Source organism: Vreelandella venusta, from assembly GCF_044809155.1.
Classification (GTDB): Bacteria; Pseudomonadota; Gammaproteobacteria; order Pseudomonadales; family Halomonadaceae; genus Vreelandella; species Vreelandella venusta_B.
In genome coordinates this window covers 131,771-149,602 of the sequence record NZ_CP085241.1, presented here as the reverse complement: position 1 = coordinate 149,602, position 17,832 = coordinate 131,771, and the positions used below count along the sequence as shown (strand labels likewise).

Sequence of the window (17,832 nt, the reverse complement as noted above, 5' to 3'; positions counted from 1 at the left end):
CGAGGTGTTGATGGACAGCATTCTGGTCAGGGGTGCCCGCACCCACAACCTCAAGCAGATCGATGTGGAGCTGCCCCGTGACAAACTGATTGTCATTACCGGACTCTCCGGTTCCGGCAAGTCATCGCTGGCGTTTGATACGCTCTATGCCGAGGGGCAGCGCCGCTATGTGGAATCGCTCTCTACCTACGCGCGCCAGTTCCTCTCAATGATGGAGAAGCCCGATGTAGATCACATTGAAGGCCTCTCTCCGGCGATCTCCATCGAGCAGAAGTCCACCTCGCACAACCCCCGTTCGACGGTCGGTACGATCACCGAAATTTACGATTACCTACGCTTACTATTTGCCCGCGCTGGCACACCTCGCTGCCCTGAGCATGGCGAAGACCTGGAAGCCCAAACCATTTCGCAAATGGTGGACCAGGTGATGAACCTCGCCGAGGGTACCAAGCTAATGCTGCTGGCACCGGTGGTGAAGGGACGCAAAGGCGAGCATCTGCAGCTACTCGCCGAACTGCGTGCCCAGGGTTTTGTGCGGGTGCAAATCGACGGCCAGGTGCTGGAGTTAGACGATATCGCGCCGCTGGATAAGCGCAAAAAGCACGATATCAGCGTGGTGGTGGATCGCTTTAAAGTGCGTGACGATATCGCCCAGCGCCTGGCGGAGTCGTTTGAGACCGCGCTGAACCTGGCCGACGGCACGGCAATGATCCACTTTATGGATGGCGAGCAGGAAGACCTCGCCTTCTCGTCGCGCTTTGCCTGCCCGGTGTGCGGCTACTCGCTCTCTGAGCTTGAGCCGCGCATGTTCTCCTTCAACAACCCAGCCGGAGCCTGCCCTACCTGCGACGGTTTAGGGGTTGAGCAGTACTTCGATCCTGACAAGCTCATCAGCCACCCGGAGCTCTCTCTGGCGGAGGGGGTGATTAAAGGCTGGGATCGGCGCAACATTTACTATTTTACTCAGCTACAGGCGCTGGCCAAGCACTACCGGTTTGAGCTGGAAACGCCCTGGAGTGAGCTTGCCCGCCACGAGCGTGAGATCATTCTTAACGGCAGCGGCAGCGAGCAAATTCCGTTTGTGTACGTCGGTGATCGTGGTCGCAAAGTGACGCGCGAACACGCCTTTGAAGGCGTGCTGCCTAATATGCAGCGGCGCTACCGGGAAACCGAGTCCAACATGGTCCGCGACGACCTCGCCAAGTATATCGCCGTGCAGCCCTGTGCTACCTGCAGCGGCTCACGGCTACGCAAAGAGTCTCGCCACGTCTATGTGGATGACCACAATATCGCCTATATCGTGCGCCTGCCCATTGGCGAAGCGTGGCGCTACTTTGCAGACCTGAGCCTACCGGGCCGCAAAGGCGAAATTGCCGATAAAATCATTAGTGAAATCCATGCCCGCTTAGAGTTCTTGGTCAACGTGGGGCTTGATTATCTGAACCTTGAACGCAGCGCCGACACACTCTCCGGCGGCGAGGCCCAGCGGATTCGATTGGCCAGCCAAATCGGCGCGGGGCTAGTGGGCGTGATGTACATTCTTGACGAGCCTTCTATTGGTCTTCACCAGCGGGATAACGACCGCCTGTTGAAAACCCTGGAGCGGCTGCGTGATCTAGGCAATACGGTCATCGTTGTGGAGCACGACGAAGACGCCATTCGCGCTGCAGACCACGTGCTGGACATTGGCCCTGGCGCGGGCGTTCACGGCGGTGAAATCGTCGCCCAGGGCACGCCCCAAGATGTGATGGATAACCCCAACTCGCTCACCGGCCAGTACCTGTCGGGCACTCGGGAAATCGCGGTACCGCCCTACCGTATTCCTGGCAACCCAGAAAAGCAGCTGATACTGCGAGGCGCCACGGGCAATAACTTGCAAAACGTCACGTTGAGCCTCCCGCTGGGACTGTTTATCGCGATTACGGGCGTTTCCGGCTCGGGTAAATCTACCCTGATTAACGGCACGCTGATGCCGATTGCGGCGAGGGAATTAAACCGCGCAACCACGCTGACCGCCGCGCCTTACGAAAAAATAGAGGGACTGGATCAGCTGGATAAAGTGATCGATATTGATCAAAGTCCGATTGGACGTACACCGCGCTCCAATCCCGCGACGTACACCGGTATTTTCACCCCTATCCGCGAATTATTTGCCGGTACTCAGGAAGCGCGCTCACGGGGCTATAAGCCGGGCCGTTTCAGCTTTAACGTCAAGGGGGGGCGCTGCGAAGCCTGCCAGGGCGAAGGCATGATCAAGGTCGAGATGCACTTTCTACCGGACATTTACGTGCCTTGCGATGTGTGTAAAGGCAAGCGCTACAACCGCGAAACGCTGGACATTCACTATAAGGGCAAAACCATCCATGAAGTGCTGGAGATGACGGTGGAAGATGCGCTGGAATTTTTCAGCCCGGTGCCCGCTATTGCCCGCCGCTTGCAAACCCTTCTGGATGTAGGTCTTTCCTATATTCGCTTGGGGCAAAGCGCTACCACCCTATCTGGCGGTGAAGCGCAGCGGGTGAAACTGGCCCGCGAGCTTGCTAAGCGTGATACCGGCAAAACGCTGTACATCTTGGATGAACCTACCACCGGCCTGCACTTTGAGGATATTCGTCAACTGCTAACGGTGCTCCACCGACTGCGCGATCACGGCAATACCATTGTCGTGATTGAGCACAATTTAGACGTTATCAAAACTGCGGACTGGCTTATTGACCTTGGGCCGGAAGGGGGCTCTGGTGGCGGGCGAATTATTGCCGAAGGCACACCAGAGCAGATTGCCAAGCAGGAGGTTTCTCACACCGGACGCTTCCTCGCCCCGCTACTGGCCCGCCGAAGCCGCGCCGCCAAAGGCGCCTAAACCACAGCGCTCGGGCAGGCTGACGCCTGCCCTACTAATTTTTAGGACACCTAAAAGAGCGAGCAACATTGGCGCGCTGTGTTTATATTATTGAGCATAAGACGTAATAAGGACTGTTAACGCCTGAGGAGAACGTAAGCTGTGGAAGAGGATAAAAGCTGTATTATTCGCCACTTTAGTCACTACTGCTCACTGACCGAAGAGGAAAAACAGTTACTGGACTCCCTAGAGCAGAGCCCAACCGACATCAAGGCGGGTGCCTTACTGTGGGAAGCAGGTGCTTCGGCAGACGAGTTCTGCACGATCAGGAGCGGTTGGGCGTACTCCTTTCGCCATCTTGAAAACGGCGACCGGCAGATATTAGAAGTCTTTCTGCCCGGCGATATTATTGGCCTGCGCGAATTTGCTTTTTCGCAGCGGTTAGACAGCGTCCGTATGATGACGGATGGTGTCATATGCCACTTCCCCCACAGGCGCATGCTGGAAATATTTCGCCAATCGCTGACTTTGACCTCGGTGCTCTTCGCCATCAGCAGCCGCCAACAGGCGCTGTTGACCGAACGCCTCGTCAATATAGCAAGACGCACTGCAAAGCAGAAAATGGCGCATTTCCTTCACGAAATGTACCTTCGTCTGCGCCAAACCAACCGCGATATTGGCGGCCAGTTCCGTTTACCCCTCTCACAAGAGCAGCTCGCCGATATTTTGGGGCTAAGCCCTGTGCATGTTAGCCGTACGTTTAGCGCGCTCAATGAGGAGGGGCTCGTATTTCGTGATCGCCACCATGTCACCATTCCTGACCTGGATGCCCTGGCCACAGAAGGCGAGTTTGACGACTGTTACCTTACCGATAGCGTAAGGCCTCTAATTGGGCAGTCCGTATAAAAAAAGCCGCGAGCCTAAGGCACGCGGCTTGTTAGTTGCCTATTTTTTGTTACCCACCTTTATTAACCACACTTAGACCAACCGCAGCCTGCGTAGCAGGTGGGACAGCCGTCCATCATGATCAGCTCACCGCGACACTCCGGGCAGTTGCCTACGCTGGCGGGGCCGCTGCCTTCAGGCTTTTTTGCCGCTGCATCTGACCCGCCCATCGGCGCTACCGCGCTCTGTTCGACAGGGGTAGTCTCTTCAGGCTGCCAGGCATGGCCATGCTGCATGCGGTGTGCATAGCGCTCTACCAGTGTTTCCACCGGCACTTGGCTGCCATCCTGGTCCAGAAAACCACGGCGGTAGAGAATTTGCTGAATCGACCATGCGATGGCGGCTACTTCTGAATCGTGGAACATCGGTTTATTCCAGCGGTTCATCCCGCAGCGCACTAAACCTTTATCCCATGCCACTTTGCGCAAGTCGGCGACAGCCTGGGTCACATAGCCACCGCGGGCCGCCAGCGATAGGCTGCGCATGGTCGCCGTGATCCACTGGTGCTCGCTGGAAAGCTGGCCAGAAGGGAAGAAAAACTCAACAGGACGCTCAATCACCACCTGGCGCCCACCCACCACACCCTCTACGGGCATAAAGGAGACCAGTAAATAGACTTTTTTGCGCCCTTCGGCCCCCACGTAGGAAATTTTTTCTGATACGGCTTCCAACGTCCCTTCCGGGCGCGAGGGAATACGCACCGTCAGCGGGTCTTCTTCGAGTAGCTCAGGAGTAGGTGCCGCCTGCTCCTGCTGCTTAATGCGATAACCAACGATTTTTGACGTAATTTCAACAGCCATAGTGTTCTCCACGTAAGCAACGGTAGGCGTAGGGTGTTATTAGTAAGTTGCTGCCCGCACTTACCATTTGCCGTAGGTGCCCTCTTTTAAGCCATCAAACAAGTTGGCGGCATTATGCTCTTCGCCGTCGTAAATCACCGTTTCATCGCCGGTTAACTCAAGGGTTTCGCCATTTTCCAGCTCAAAGACATAGGTGGTGTTTTTAAGATCATCTTCGCGGACGAGAACGCCCTGGAAAGCTTCCGGGTTAAAGCGGAAGGTGGTGCAGCCTTTTAAACGGCTTTCGTAGGCTTGCAGGTAAAGGTTCTGGAATTTCTCAAACGGAAACTCAGTGGGAACATTCACCGTTTTTGAAATAGCCGAGTCAATCCACTGCTGAGCGGCCGCCTGCACAGCTACGTGCTGCTCGGGTGACACGGAATCAGCGGTAATAAAGTAGTCGGGTAGATCACTCTCTACCGCATCCGCAGCGATAAAGTGACGGTACGCCGCCAGCTCAAACGACACCACTTCGACCTGCTCTTTAGTCTTCTTGCCCGACTGAATAATATTGCGGAAGTAGCGGTGTGAGAACGAGGGTTCAATACCGTTAGACGCATTGTTGCCCATGGAGAGTGAAATGGTCCCCGTCGGCGCAATCGAGCTGTGGTGGGTAAAGCGCGCGCCGTGTTCGGCCAGTGCCGCCACCAGCTCAGGCTCTAGCTCAGCGAGTTTCGCCATATATTGGCTGTAGCGGGCATGGAGTATACGCCCCGGCACCTTGTCGCCCACTTCGTAACCATCGCTTGCCAGCTGCGGGCGCTCACGCATCATCTTCGGCGTGATGGTGTGCTCTTGCTCTAGCACCGGCGCCATCCCTTTCTCTTTGGAAAGCTCTAACGCCTGCTTCCATCCCTCCAGGGCAAGGTGACGGCTGACCTCTTCCGTGAAAGCTAGCGACGCGTTTGATCCATAGGGGATTTTGAGCATCGTCATTGTTGAGCCCAGCCCCAGAAAGCCCATGCCGTGGCGACGCTTCGCTTCAATTTCACGCTGCTGCTGGGGAAGTGGCAGGCCAGCAATCTCGACCACGTTATCCAGCATGCGGGTAAAGATCGCCACTACTTTACGGTAGCGCTCCCAGTCGAAGCGCGGCTTCTCGCTAAAGGGTTCGATCACAAACTGAGTCAAGTTGATCGACCCTAGCAGACAGGCGCCTTCCGGCGGCAGCGGCTGTTCACCACAGGGGTTTGTGGCGCGGATATCTTCGCAGAACCAGTTGTTGTTCATACGATTCACTTGGTCAATCAGTATGAAGCCCGGTTCGGCGTAGTCGTAGGTGGAGGACATGATGGTATCCCACAGCTCGCGGGCTTTGATCACTTCCACAATACGGCAGGCCACACGCCCTTGCGCATCTACCGTGTAGCCCTCTTCGATAACCGGCCAGTCACGGTAAATAAGATCTTCGGCCTTAACGTCCTCTTTTTCACCGGGGTGGAGCGGAAACGCCAGCGGCCAGTCGGCGTTGTTTTTCACCGCTTCCATAAACTCATCAGTGATCAACAGGCTAAGGTTGAACTGACGCAGGCGACCCGCCTCGCGCTTGGCCTGGATAAACTCACGCACATCTGGATGGCCGACATCAAAGGTGCCCATCTGTGCACCGCGGCGCCCACCCGCAGAGGCGACGGTGAAACACATCTTGTCGTAGATATCCATAAACGCCAGCGGGCCGTTGGTACCGGCGCCAGCGCCAAATACGAAGGCGCCTTTATGGCGCAGGGTTGAGAAGTCGTAACCAATGCCCGCGCCGGACTTCAGCGTCATGCCCGCATCCACCACGGAGTCAAGGATATCGCGCATAGAGTCGCGGATAGTACGCGATACGGTGCAGTTAATTAAACTTACCGCAGGCTTATAGGCTTCGGCACCTGCGTTAGACAAAATCCGCCCAGCGGGAATAGCGCCATTTTCCAGCGCCCAGCGAAACTTGGGCAGCCACTCTTGCGCTTTGTCACCCTCGACGGCAGCAAGCGCCCGTGCAACCCGCTCGAAGGTCGCCGCTACGTCCTGGTCAACAGGGCAGCTATGACGATCTTTAAGGCGATACTTGGCATCCCAGATCTCCCGCGAAGGTGCCTGCATCGGAACATCATTGGAAGTCTTCATAGCCTTGGCAGCGGTGCTCATATCGCAAAACTCCTTCACAGCGGGGTGAGTGCAGCTCTCAAATGGGGCGATTATACGTGGCATCGCAATGAAGTATAGACTTGACTTCACACTATATACGCCACTTTATTTAAACCCATCTACCATATATAGGAAAATCAGCGCGTTAGCTTTTGTTCTCTGTGAACACGCTATAGGCTAAGGTTTTGCTTATGTGAAACGCTCCATGCAAACCCTCAGATCTCTACCAACGCTTGTCATTCGCGGTATGGCGAGCAGCGCTTTTTGGCTTGCCGCCCCCTTGGCAACGGCAGCCACCTTTAACATTGAGCAGCCCGAAGCCCACGGACATTGGCAGTCGATGGTGCTTGCGCTCGGTGACGAACGACATGTTCGCGCAGTGGAAACCCACAGCTACTCGGATGCCACCTTTAGCCTTAACGCGACAAAGGGCGTCTGCGATCTGCCTTGGCTGGAGATGCGCGTGACCCTTGAGCAGCAGCAGGGCGAAAGCAAAGCGGTGAATCTCGTTCCGGCGCGGCTACGCATTGATGACCAACCCATCGTAGAGACGATGGCCGAGTTTATTACCGAGCGCGGTGACGATGGCTTTTACGCGCACTTCTATCTCAGCGACATGCCGCCCCTGATAGACGATATGCGCCGGGGCGAACAGCTATTTATCGGCTTTGAACAAGAAGCTAGCGAGCCGTGGTACATGACGTTTAGCCTTGCAGGCGCCGATGATGCGATTGCGCGCATGCAGTCACTGTGCGAGCAGCCCTTAGCTACCGAGACACGCCGTTAATGCCTACACGGCGTTTGGTAGCTGTAAATATTCAATAGGTTGAGGCCGTGAGAAGAAGTAGCCCTGATAGGCAAGACACCCTTGCGCATTGAGCCAGTCGCGGTGCGCCTGCGTCTCGACCCCTTCGGCAATGACCTCTAGCTCTAGGCTATGGGCCAACGCAATCACCGTCCGCACAATCGCGGCATCAGCCGGGTCTTCCAGCACGTCTCGAACAAAGGACTGATCAATTTTAAGCTGATCCAGAGGGAGCTGTTTGAGGTAGGCCAGGGACGAGTAGCCGGTACCAAAATCATCCAGCGAGAAACGAATCCCTAACTGCCGCAACGCCTCCATCCGGCAGCGCACTTCAGCGATGTCCTCCATTAAAAGCGATTCGGTCACCTCTAACTTTAGCCGCTGCGGCTGCGCCCCCGTGCGCGCCAACACGGCTTTGACTTGCTCAACAAAGCCCTCCTGACGAAATTGGTTAGGGCTAACGTTGACCGCAGCAATGAGTGCGGAGGTGTGCGGCTGCCGCGACCACGCTACTAGCTGCCAACACGCGGTTTCCAGCACCCACTCGCCAATCATGCCAATAAGGTGTGTTTCTTCGGCTAGTGGAATAAAAACACCCGGCGAGACGATACCACGCTCGGGATGGCACCAGCGCACTAGCGCCTCAACGCCCACCACCTGACCATGCTCGTTCACTTGCGTTTGGTAATAAAGCGATAGCTGCTGCCGCTCAACCACATGGCGCAGGTCAGACTCTAACTGTGCACGCTCCATAATGGCGGTCTGCATAGAGGGGTCAAAAAAGCATAGGGCATTACGACCAGAAGCTTTGGCTTGGTACATCGCCAAATCTGCCTGCTGTAAGATTTCACTTACGCCCACCTCCTGCCCAGCAAATAGCGTCACGCCGATACTGCCTGAAATTTGTAGCGGGTGGTCATCAATGACCAGCGGCTCCCTGAGTGCCGCCAGTAGCTTATACGCCACACCTTCTGCATGCTGTGCCGCTGTCGCCATATCACATCCCAACTCGTGCAGCATCACCACAAACTCGTCACCGCCTAGACGAGCAGCGGTATCGCTATCACGCACGATCCCCGCTAGCCGCTTAGCTACCGATACCAGTAACGCATCGCCGAGGTAGTGACCAAGACTGTCGTTAATGGTTTTGAAGTTGTCCAGGTCAATAAACATCACCGCACTGTAGTGACTCTCTTGCCGTATCTCCCGCTGGCGGGCCTCAATGCGATCAATTAAGAGGCGTCGGTTGGGCAGCCCGGTGAGTGCATCAAAAAACGCTAGCTGATGAATTTCCTGCTCCGCCGCTTTGCGCTGGGTAATATCGCTTAACGTGGCGACATAGTGGGTGATCGCTCCGTCATCGTTACGCACCACGCTGATGGTCAGCCACTGGGGATAAATTTCGCCATTCTTACGCCGATTCCACACTTCGCCTTGCCAGCTATCCTGCTGATTAAGAGATAGCCACATCTGACGATAAAACGCCGCATCATGGCGGCCGGAATTCAACATGCTGGGCGTATGCCCTACTACCTCTTGCTCAGCGTAACCGGTAATCTGACTAAACGTGTGATTCACCTGCACAATGCGGTTATCCGCATCCGCAATAAACATGCCTAGATGGGTTTCAAACGCCATGGCCGCGATTTTGAGCTGAGCAGCCTCAAGCTCGGTGGCTTGCTGCGCTTTCTTTCGTGCCGCCACTTCCTGGGTCAGTTGAAAACGGTGTTCACGCAAGCCTTGCTCTGCGGCATAAAGGCGCCGGTAGTGATGAAAAGCCGTTGCTCCTAATGCCACTAACAGCCCCACAATCACTAAGATAATCCAAAAGCGACGCCACCAGTCGGATAAGTAAAAGGTTGTGTCTTCTCCACTAATCACTAACCAGGGAGCATCACTCAAGCGACGCACGCTAAACAGTCGCTGCGTGTTGTCTAACGGTGAGACGCGTTCCCAGGTGGCCTCTATGTCACCACTGGCTAAAAAATGCGTTAACTCAGGCGTGCTGACCTCGCGGCCCAGCGTGGCAGGCACTTCCTCACCTCTCTGGGAGCGCTGCATAATAACGCGGGGCGTTGTCTCTAACAGCGCTAGGCTAGCGCCTTTGTTTAGTGTTAAACGCCCCATCAGCTGCACAAAATAAGCGGGATCTAGGCGTGCAACGATATAGGCCTCCGGCTCACCAACGCTGCTTTCTACACGTAATACGTGCAGCAAGCGTAGCCCTCCCGCTTGCTCTGACTGATAAAGCCGAGTGACGGCATCGCGGCGGTCGCCATGCTCAGCTAACGCAGCCAAAATATCGGGTACCCCCACCTCAAACTGTGTGTTCTGACGCGGAAGCGTTGAGGCTAAAACGTTACCACGCAGATCCACCAGCCCCACTTCGTCCCACAGGGCGACTTGGTCGCGTTGCTGCATCAAATAGCGAGTCAGCGCGGCGGTGTCCATGCGCTCCTCATGGGCGAGCCGATAAAGCGCTTCGACACTTTCAAGGGCATGGCGCGAGGTATCAAGGGCGCTGCCTAGCCATTCCGCCACCACATCGGCACTCGCGCCGGTGCGCGACTGCGCAGAAGCTCGCTGATCGAGGTAGTAGGTACGCATCTCCCATGCCACCAGCGAAATGATACTTAACAGTAATAAGCCTCCCAAAAACCCTACCCAACGCGGTGAGAGGTGCCGCCACTTATCATTCCAATGCCTCAAAATGGCTCCTTAATCGCAACTTCAACGCGATTACGCCCGGTGCGTTTTGCCTGATACATCGCCTTATCGGCTTGGGCCACGATGGTTTTACAGCTGTCCCCGGGGTGCCACGCCGCCACGCCCACACTAACCGTCACCGGCTGCGTTAACCCGTCAACCTCTAGCGTTGTTACGAGGTGGCGTAGCCGCTCGGCCAACCCAACAGCCGCGTCGATATCGGAGTGCGTCGCGAGCACGATAAACTCTTCGCCGCCCCAGCGGCCAAGATGATCACAGCCGCGTAATGACCCTTCCACTAAGCGGGCAAGCGATACCAGCACGTCATCGCCTAAGCTATGGCCATGGTTATCATTGATCTGCTTAAAGTGATCGACGTCGAAGAGCAACACCGCAAAAACCGCGCCGTAACGTTTAGCCGCCACCAGTTCAGCATCGATGGCTTGCTCAATACGGTAGCGGTTCCATACTTGGGTCAGCGGATCAAAATGCGCCAGCTGCTCTAAGCGCTGATTAGCTTCGGCCAGCGCTATGCGTTCGCACTCCAGGTACATGTTAAGCGTACTGATTTCGTAAGCCGAAATTGCCAGCGTTAGGTCCTCACCCAAGTCCACCGCCGCTAGGCGCTCAACCCGCTGCCACGATTCGCTTTTATCCACCACCTCTTCATGCCATGCCGCTGAAGGGGTGGCCAACGCCGCCTCCTGCAGAAACGTTTTAGGCTGCATCGCCCAGTAGAGGCTTTCTATCTGTTCTGGACGAAAAAACAGCAGCCAACCTCGTTGAGCAGGATTAACAGGCAGAGGAACCGCGAGCACACCACACTGCTGGGGCATGCACAACGACGCGGTGAGCGGCTCTTTCGATATATGCCGGGTGCACCATGGCCCGCTGTGGGCATGGGCTTTATCCAAACGCTTCACCAGCTGGCTAATGGTCTCTGGAGCCGGCGTATTGCCGGCCTGAAAAACGCTGCCCTTCGCCCATAGCGCCACACCGTGGGAGCGAAACAGTGCCATCCAGGTATCCGCCTGGTCAGCTAACAGCTGCTGTGGGCTTTGCGGCTCGACGCGAGCCTTTGTTGAAAGTGCCAGGCTGTCCTGCACGCGCTGCAGATAGCGCGCTTCTTGACGCGCCCGCAGCAGCAGTAGGCGCTGAGTCGCCATTTGCACCAGCATGCGCACCGCATCACGCACGGGAGGGGGCACTGGATGAGGCGTCGCCGAATGACAAAACAGCAGACCCCACAGACCCGTATCGCTCTGCATAGCAACGCTTAATGCTCCGCGCACGCCAAGGCGTCGAAGATAGCGTTGACGCTCTGGAGCAGGCGCACGCAAAAAACTGTCGTTAAGAACGACAGAACAGTCGCTAGGAACTAAATGCTCCCCTGGCGCCGCGACATCTTCAATGAGGCGCACCGGATGGCGCTCATAGGCAAGACGTAGAGAAAGAGGGAAATCACTGGCGGGAAAACGTTGGCCAAGCAGCGGCGGTAAGCTGCCATCGCATGCCTCTGCGACGATAAGGCCGTGCCAGTCGCTGTCAAAATGGCAGATCGATACGCGATCGTGACCGGTCAGCTCTTGAACAGTCCGCACCAGGTAGTCGAGCAGCTCTTCTTGATGGTTTGCTTCTGTCAGCTTCAGTAGGCGGTCGTTCACAGTGCCTAAGAGGCGCCGTTTAGCGATCGGCGTGAGTGGTTCCACTTCCACCACGACAAAGGCGTCCGAACGATAGGCATAAAGCTGAAAACGCGTTGCGCTAGCCGGACGCGTAAAGGTTAGTGGCCCAGCAAGGCGTTGCTGGCCTTTTAGCTCTCGGCGTAGCCGTTGGCTTAAGCGCTTACCCAGCACCCCCGACAGCGTCTGAACACGGCCGTTGGTAACGGCCGTGCCAACGAGTGCCGCAAGGTTGCTGCTGACAGCCTGAATGCGCCAACTGTCCGCATCCAGCACCAGCAGTGCGCCAAACGACTGAAGTAAAGGGTGATACTTCGACACAAAAATAGCCTCGAAAAAATCTATTCACCCTCAAGCTGCTGTTTTAGCAACAGCTCAACGCGACGATTGGCTGCTCTACCTTCTAGCGTCGCGTTGCTTTCCATGGGTTGGGTATCGGCATATCCGACCGCCCGCATTCGTGAAACAGCGATTCCCTGGCGTTCAAGGTGGCGCAAAACTGCAATCGCGCGCCCCACAGAAAGCTCCCAATTCGACGGGAATCGTGAAGTAGCAATAGGTATATTATCAGTATGTCCTTCTACTGAAATTTGGCCTTCAAAGGACTCAAGCGTGGCTGTCAGGCTTTCTAGCACATCCTGCCCTTGGGACGTTAGCACAGCATCGCCGCTGGGAAACAGAAGGCTATCATCGATACGCAAGGTGACGCCTTCCCGCCCCTGGGAAACACTGACACCGGGAATGTTTAGCCCCGCCATTTGTGGCCGCAACCCTTGATGACGAGGCTTGATACCCGTGGCCAGGGTCGCCAGGGGCAGCGATGTCACCGCGCTGGCCAAGCGCATGTTGTCGCTATCCGATGCCTCTCCTCCACCTGGTGGCGTTAGCGCCAGCAGTAGCACAAACAGGGTGATCAACAGCGTCAAAACATCCAGATAGCTCGTTAACCAGCTCTCATCACCCTCCCCTGCAGCCATGGGCATTTCCAGCGCATGACGGGCTTCACTATTCAGCATAGCGCTACCCTTTTGTCGCTGGGCTAGGCGTTTCGCGAGGCTTCACGTTAGCGTCGCGGATTTCATCATGGTAGTTAGCAACAAATGAGTTGAGTGTTTCTTCAATAAACGAAGGCAGGCGACGCTTGGTAATCAGCGATATGCCTTCGAGCACCATGTTCATGGTGATAAGACGCTCTTCGGTACGCCGCTCAAGCTTCACTGCAACCGGCTTAAACACTAAGTTGGCCAGCAAAATGCCATAAAACGTGGTGAGCAAGGCAACGGCCATACGCGGACCAATGACTTCTAGGTCGCCTGCATCCATGACTTCAAGCATATTGACCAACCCCACCAAGGTACCAATCATGCCAAAGGCAGGCGCGTAGGTGGCCATCGTGCGGAAAATTTGTGCCTCTGCATGCTCGCGCGCTTTTAAGCGTGCAATGCGCCAGCGCAGCATGTCGAAAATCTCATCCTCTTTGGTATTCGCAATCACCAGCTGAATACCCGTGCGTAGAAACGGATTTCGGGTGTGTTCTAGCTCTTTTTCCACCGCCCGCACGTCGCCTTTAAACCATAGCCGAGACATTGATACCAGTTCATTAATGTCGTCTCGCACGTAGGTGTTTTCACGACGAAACACGAGGCCGACCAAGCGCACGACCCTGAGCACTTCTTTCAGTGGGTAGCTGATAAACGTCGCCGCCAGCGTGCCGGTGATGACAATCGCAAGCCCTGGCAAATTCAGGAAGCTTTCGGGGGACTCTGCGGTAAAAAACAGTACGCTGACAAGCAGTAGGATGCTGGCAGATATACCGATTAGCGTAGATGGGTTCATCAACGGCTCCTCGCCGGGTTCAAATACGTGAGTGAGAGATTAATGGGCATCGTGCAGGCGGGCGCGTAAACGGCTAACAGCCTGACTATGCAGCTGGGAAACACGCGACTCCGTCACTCCCAGCACAGCGCCCACCTCTTTTAAGTTCATCTCTTCTTGGTAGTACAGCGCCATTAAGAGCTTTTCTCGCTCGGGCAGCGCCTCAATCGCCTCAATCAGGGCTTGCCGCTGCTGGGCACCCAGCAGCTGGTCAAACAGCCTATTGCCAGCGTCACTGCTGCTAGGCTCCCCCCCCTCTACAACCAGCTCTTCAAACGGCAGCAGCTGGCCACTATTCGTATCATTAAGCAGCTGCTGATAGTCGCTAAGCGGCATCCCTAAGTCACGGGCAATTTCCCCCTCGTCAGGCGCGCGGCCTAGCTGTTGCTCTAGCCGACGTACCGCTTCATCCATTGCCCTAGCTGAACGCCGCACGCTGCGGGGGAGCCAATCTCGCGTGCGTAGCTCATCCATCATCGCACCACGGATTCGCTGGCTGGCAAAGGTCGCAAAGGTCGCTCCCTGCGCCGCATCAAAACGCCCCAGGGCTTCTAATAGCCCCACCATCCCCGCCTGGATCAGATCATCTAGCTCGATACTTGCGGGCAGTCTCACCTGCAGCGTTAAGGCCTGACGTCTCACCAGCGGCATGTATTGCGTTAACAGCTCACTCTGTTTGATCCTGCCTTGTGCTGTATACATCCTCGTGCCTCGCGGCTGAACCACTTGTTACTGGTAATTCACGATTGCTTGTAGCCCCTGTATCCGCACCGGCTGCTGGCCAGGCATTAAGGCAAAACGAAAATACAGCGGCGCATCGGCGTGCTTGCCTGCCAGCGCCAGGGTGGTGCCTCGCATGCTGTTAAGCGGAACGCACTGTTCTGGGTGGCATAGCCAAGCATTGACCAACGCCGCAGGTGGTGCCTCATACCGCCACTGAATCCTGTCGATAACGGCATTGCCCACTTGCGCTGCGTTTGGTGCCACGATGGGGCCGCTGCTGCTGACCCTATCGCTCATGGCAACCATGACGCTGGGAACGTGACTGCTCCAACTGCCAGGCGCTGCCTGCACGTGGCTGGCGAGCGCAATGGCATTGAGCATTATCAGCATACTCAGCGCGACAATCTTTAACTTTATTTTGCCCTGCTGGCATTGTCGCTGCATGGGTTCCCCCGGTAACGCTGATAGGCAATGGCTCGCACGCGCTGCCAATACCCGCTGACTTATGAGCGCTGTGGCTCCCTTATCGGGCAAGCAACAGCAGCTCGGTGTCTAAATAACCGGCGGCTGCTTCTCGCAAGTTATCGAGTAATCCCTGGCGTGGCAAGTGAGGTTCATGCAGCGCCAACAAGCGCTTTGGGCCTTTGTTGTCATGCACTTGCCGCAAAATCCGGTACATGGACATAAACGCATCCGCATCGCTATTAACCCACAGTGCCCAGCGTGAATAACGCGCCGATAGCAATGGAAGGTTAGCGGTGGCAGGATCAATTAAATGTATGTCCCACTCATCAGGGTTGCCGGCCCAGCGGCGCCCCAACGCCGACCATTGGCTGAGGCGACTTTTAACTTTATCCACCTGGTAGTGATGGGAGGATAACCCCACCACCACTAGCGGCTGCTTCACCGCGGGCGGCACCTCTACAGTAGGCTGCATGGCGGATGCAGCGTAAACGGCAGCCGCTTCCTTGGAGACGGGCGCGGCGGGGGATACCTCGTCCATCAGCGCATCTTCAGGCATTTCTCCGCGCTGCTGGCGCTGTAAATCTGCCCATTTACGCAGCCCTGCCGCCTGATCCTGGCCGCTCATACCAAACCCTCTCGGCTAACACTGCCTAGCTGGCGAATCGCATCGCGGGCCATAAAGGCATGAATTAAGCCATCAAGCAAAGCGGTGTCTCGCCGCTTCCGCTGAGTACCTAACAGCAACATGATATCGGTGCGCAGCGCCAAGGCAGCGTCATCATCAGCACTGTCTAAATGCGCTGCCACGGCAGCAGCGCCGCTTGCCATTAGCAAGCGCACTTCTGTGCTGACATCACCGCTATCGGCTTCTTTCAGCTGCTGCCATGCGCGCTTGGTCAAGGCAGTGACCCCTTCGCCTTGCAGCTGGGTCGCCAACAGGGAAACCGCCTCTGCTCCCAACCGCGCAGGGGTCACCCAATATCTGCGGGCAACGCGTTTAGCGCTTTCGGGGTCACGTATTTCACCGTACCAAGCGAGTAACGCATTGCCCGCAGCGTCAGTCACCTCGGCGTAAGCACTCCATAGCTGCATAGGCTGGCCACGGAAACGCACGCTGATATGGTGTGTCAGCGTGCTGTCGATAAAGAGCTGGCGCTGAGCATAACGCGCGCTCTGGGAGTATACCCGCTGCCCGGCAGGCACTAGGCTGACCCAGGTCAGGTGTTGGGCTTCCAGCCATGCCAGCGCCTCGGTGTCGGGGAGCGTTGGCAGCAGATGAACCGCTACGCCAAGCGCGTCGCCTTGCGCAGCCAAACGGGGCTGCCAACCCGCTGGTTGGCGATGCTGCAAGTAAGGTAGCGCCGCCCAAGCCCCGTTGGCGTCTAGCCCAATATCGGGCATTGACCAGTCACAGCCCCGCTCATTGCGGCGAGGTGACCATGCCATCCCCAGGATGTTATTTGCCGTGGATGGATCAGCCAGCAAACGATCAAGCCGCTCATCCTGAACGGCGCTTGGCAACGCCGCTATATCCCATACGGCTTCTAAGCGCGCAAAATCCGCTACCCGTTGGCGAAGCCTTGTCAGTACCGATGACAGCCGGCGCCCCTGCCCAAGCACATCCCGCGACCAGCGGGGCAAACTTAACGACGCGGCAGCAGGCTGGCGAGCTGATGTTGCTTGGCTGTCCAGCGCCTGATCGATAAGCGCTGCCGGATTCGCCACCGCCATATCTTCGGGCACCTGCTGGCCATGGGAGCCAAACAGCACGCGCATTCCATGGCGCATGATAATATCGAGCACCGGGGCTAGACGTCCGGCTTCATCCTGTTTGGTGATAATACAGTCGTCTAACTCGGCGCCCGCCGCGCGGGCCGCTTGCCGGTAGCGTAGTACGACTTCTTCCAGGGTTTCGGGCTGGCTGGCGGCATTTAATAGCAGTACTAACCGCACCGATGACTGCCCTCCCTGTAAATGGGCAATCTGTTCAATCACTCGCTGGTCACGCTGGCTCATACCGACGGTATCGATAATCACCCACTGTTTACCCTGCAACCGGCCTAACAGATCGTCAATCGGCTGCTCAGCATCGAGGGCATACATGGGCGTATCCAGCAGCCGTGCATAAATACGCAGCTGCTCATGGGCGCCAATACGGAAGCTATCGGTGGTGACAAGCGCGACCGGACGCGTGCCGTGGCGCATCACGAAACGTGCCGCAAGCTTGGCGGTGGTGGTGGTTTTACCCACGCCCGTTGGCCCCACTAATGCAACAATGCCCGTTTGGTCGAAAAAGCTGTTTTCCTGGGCCAGTACGGGTAAGCGAGCCATCAGCTGTTCGCGCAGCCACTCAAGCGGCTGATCGTTCTCCGCGGAAGCATTGACCAGCGCGTCCGGCAGCCCCGCCAGCACTTCGCTGCTCAACTCATCGCTGAAACCAACGCGCGCGAGTAGCTGGCGCAGCCGCGTAGGCGTATCGGCGGCTGTTGCGCTGGGTGTTGACTGCTGGCGGGTCAACAATTCCCGCATATCCTGCATTTCGCGCAACAAGCGCTCGCTCATGGCCTGCAGCGGGTCAGCGGTGGGCGATGAGAACGCAGGCGTAGCGGCGCGCTCTGGCTCTGGCGTGGGGGATGGGTCGAAATGGTCGACCGCCTCATCTGCCATGGCCAAAATCTCAACGCCGCCCTCGGTGCGCCGGTTAGCAAGGATCAGGGCGTCATCGCCCAGCGCCTCGCGCACCTGACGCATCACATCACGACTATTTGCTCCGACAAAACGTCTAACACTCATGCTTTACCTTTTGCCTCTGCTTGGATG

At 56.6% G+C, this 17,832-nt stretch carries 13 protein-coding genes; 3 read left to right on the top strand and 10 right to left on the bottom strand.

The window, feature by feature from the left end; translation table 11 throughout:
- Positions 1-10: 10 nt before the first annotated feature.
- Both uvrA and LG301_RS00680 read left to right on the top strand, forming a co-directional pair.
- Positions 11-2,860, top strand: coding sequence for an excinuclease ABC subunit UvrA (gene uvrA, locus LG301_RS00685; protein ID WP_404472564.1), 2,850 nt, complete (start codon positions 11-13; stop codon positions 2,858-2,860).
- A 141-nt stretch (positions 2,861-3,001) separates the two neighbouring features.
- Positions 3,002-3,745 carry a Crp/Fnr family transcriptional regulator gene (locus LG301_RS00680; RefSeq protein ID WP_404472562.1) on the top strand — a complete coding sequence of 248 codons (744 nt, stop codon included), beginning with the start codon at positions 3,002-3,004 and terminating at the stop codon, positions 3,743-3,745.
- Between the two features lie 62 nt (positions 3,746-3,807).
- Here LG301_RS00680 and LG301_RS00675 read toward each other — a convergent pair whose 3' ends face one another.
- On the bottom strand, positions 3,808-4,584 hold the full coding sequence (locus LG301_RS00675; RefSeq protein ID WP_404472560.1) for a ribonucleoside-diphosphate reductase: 777 nt from the start codon (positions 4,582-4,584) through the stop codon (positions 3,808-3,810).
- 60 nt (positions 4,585-4,644) lie between these two features.
- On the bottom strand, positions 4,645-6,756 hold the full coding sequence (locus LG301_RS00670) for an adenosylcobalamin-dependent ribonucleoside-diphosphate reductase (RefSeq protein WP_404472558.1): 2,112 nt from the start codon (positions 6,754-6,756) through the stop codon (positions 4,645-4,647).
- Positions 6,757-6,961: 205 nt separating this feature from the next.
- On the opposite strand from LG301_RS00670, the gene LG301_RS00665 reads away from it, so the two are divergent.
- Positions 6,962-7,543, top strand: a complete 582-nt coding sequence (locus LG301_RS00665) for a hypothetical protein (protein WP_404472556.1) — start codon at positions 6,962-6,964, stop codon at positions 7,541-7,543.
- 3 nt (positions 7,544-7,546) lie between these two features.
- Here LG301_RS00665 and LG301_RS00660 read toward each other — a convergent pair whose 3' ends face one another.
- The 8 genes from LG301_RS00660 to flhF form a co-directional block, all read right to left on the bottom strand.
- The gene (locus LG301_RS00660; protein ID WP_404472554.1) at positions 7,547-10,270 is read right to left on the bottom strand and encodes an EAL domain-containing protein; all 2,724 of its coding nucleotides are present in this window, start codon (positions 10,268-10,270) and stop codon (positions 7,547-7,549) included.
- Entirely contained in the window at positions 10,267-12,270 is a 2,004-nt protein-coding gene (locus LG301_RS00655; RefSeq protein WP_404472552.1) for a diguanylate cyclase, read from the bottom strand. Before LG301_RS00655 ends, LG301_RS00660 begins: the two co-directional genes overlap by 4 nt.
- A gap of 20 nt (positions 12,271-12,290) precedes the next feature.
- Positions 12,291-12,965 carry a flagellar motor protein MotB gene (locus LG301_RS00650; RefSeq protein ID WP_404472550.1) on the bottom strand — a complete coding sequence of 225 codons (675 nt, stop codon included), beginning with the start codon at positions 12,963-12,965 and terminating at the stop codon, positions 12,291-12,293.
- A gap of 4 nt (positions 12,966-12,969) precedes the next feature.
- Positions 12,970-13,785 (bottom strand): motility protein A, encoded by an 816-nt coding sequence (locus LG301_RS00645; protein WP_404472548.1) that lies wholly within the window; start codon positions 13,783-13,785, stop codon positions 12,970-12,972.
- A 39-nt stretch (positions 13,786-13,824) separates the two neighbouring features.
- Positions 13,825-14,526, bottom strand: coding sequence for an RNA polymerase sigma factor FliA (locus tag LG301_RS00640; protein ID WP_404472546.1), 702 nt, complete (start codon positions 14,524-14,526; stop codon positions 13,825-13,827).
- Positions 14,527-14,553: 27 nt separating this feature from the next.
- A complete protein-coding gene (locus LG301_RS00635) occupies positions 14,554-14,991 on the bottom strand; it encodes a flagellar protein FlhE (RefSeq protein ID WP_404472544.1) in 438 nt (145 codons plus the stop codon).
- A 79-nt stretch (positions 14,992-15,070) separates the two neighbouring features.
- On the bottom strand, positions 15,071-15,637 hold the full coding sequence (locus LG301_RS00630; protein ID WP_404472542.1) for a hypothetical protein: 567 nt from the start codon (positions 15,635-15,637) through the stop codon (positions 15,071-15,073).
- On the bottom strand, positions 15,634-17,805 hold the full coding sequence (gene flhF, locus LG301_RS00625) for a flagellar biosynthesis protein FlhF (RefSeq protein ID WP_404472540.1): 2,172 nt from the start codon (positions 17,803-17,805) through the stop codon (positions 15,634-15,636). Before flhF ends, LG301_RS00630 begins: the two co-directional genes overlap by 4 nt.
- Between the last annotated feature and the right edge of the window lie 27 nt (positions 17,806-17,832).

Bases quoted from the DNA above. Each gene is read 5' to 3' on its own strand.
- LG301_RS00640 (WP_404472546.1), bottom strand. From the start codon at position 14,526: ATGTATACAGCACAAGGCAGGATCAAACAGAGTGAGCTGTTAACGCAA.
- LG301_RS00630 (WP_404472542.1), bottom strand. From the start codon at position 15,637: ATGAGCGGCCAGGATCAGGCGGCAGGGCTGCGTAAATGGGCAGATTTA.
- LG301_RS00635 (WP_404472544.1), bottom strand. From the start codon at position 14,991: ATGCAGCGACAATGCCAGCAGGGCAAAATAAAGTTAAAGATTGTCGCG.
- LG301_RS00675 (WP_404472560.1), bottom strand. From the start codon at position 4,584: ATGGCTGTTGAAATTACGTCAAAAATCGTTGGTTATCGCATTAAGCAG.
- flhF (WP_404472540.1), bottom strand. From the start codon at position 17,805: ATGAGTGTTAGACGTTTTGTCGGAGCAAATAGTCGTGATGTGATGCGT.
- LG301_RS00670 (WP_404472558.1), bottom strand. From the start codon at position 6,756: ATGAGCACCGCTGCCAAGGCTATGAAGACTTCCAATGATGTTCCGATG.
- LG301_RS00665 (WP_404472556.1), top strand. From the start codon at position 6,962: ATGCAAACCCTCAGATCTCTACCAACGCTTGTCATTCGCGGTATGGCG.
- LG301_RS00650 (WP_404472550.1), bottom strand. From the start codon at position 12,965: ATGCTGAATAGTGAAGCCCGTCATGCGCTGGAAATGCCCATGGCTGCA.
- LG301_RS00645 (WP_404472548.1), bottom strand. From the start codon at position 13,785: ATGAACCCATCTACGCTAATCGGTATATCTGCCAGCATCCTACTGCTT.
- uvrA (WP_404472564.1), top strand. From the start codon at position 11: ATGGACAGCATTCTGGTCAGGGGTGCCCGCACCCACAACCTCAAGCAG.